General features: G+C 67.1%; 1 protein-coding gene. It reads left to right on the top strand.

Annotated features, from left to right (window positions below):
• Positions 1 to 721, top strand: a 721-nt coding sequence (locus tag NKH89_RS35680) for a condensation domain-containing protein (RefSeq protein WP_352912060.1), incomplete at both ends; no start/stop codon positions are given.

Genomic DNA, 721 nt, shown 5'->3' on the forward strand with positions numbered 1-721 from the left:
GCACCAACTATCATATTCCGCTGGCCTTGCGGCTGCGGGGGGTGCTCGACCGCGTCGCCTGGCAGCGCAGCCTTGACCGTCTGTTTGCACGTCATGAGGCGCTGCGCAGTGTCTTTGTCGCGCCGGAGGGCAAGCCCTGGGTTGAGGTCCTGCCGCCGGATGCGGGGCTGCCGGTGCTCGAGCACGATCTGCGGGACAGGCCGGATGCTGAGGCTGTGCTTTCGGATCTGTGCCATGAAGAGGCGCGCACGCCGTTCGATCTGTCGCGCGGGCCGCTGATCCGCGCTCGTCTGATCCGGCTGGCGGATGAGGAGCACGTCTTCCAGCTGACCCAGCATCACATCGTCTCCGACGGCTGGTCGATGGGCGTCTTGATGCGTGAACTGAGTCAGCTTTACCGGGCGTTCGAGGCTGGACAGGACGATCCTTTGCCGCCGCTTGCGATCCAATATCCGGATTATGCCGCCTGGCAGCGGCAGTGGCTGTCGGGGGAACGGCTGCAGAGCCAGGCGCAGTATTGGCGCAACGCCCTGTCAGGCGCCCCGGCCCGTCTTGCGCTGCCGACGGACCGCGTGCGGCCGGCCCAGCAGTCGTTTGCCGGGGCGACGGTTCCGATCGTTATCGATGCGGATCTGACGCGGCGGCTGAAGCGGCTGAGCCGGCAGCATGGCACGACGTTGTTCATGACGGTGCTGGCGGCCTGGGCGGCGGTGCTGTCGCG

Origin of the sequence: Mesorhizobium sp. M0923, from assembly GCF_040319365.1 — a bacterium.
GTDB lineage: Bacteria > Pseudomonadota > Alphaproteobacteria > Rhizobiales > Rhizobiaceae > Mesorhizobium.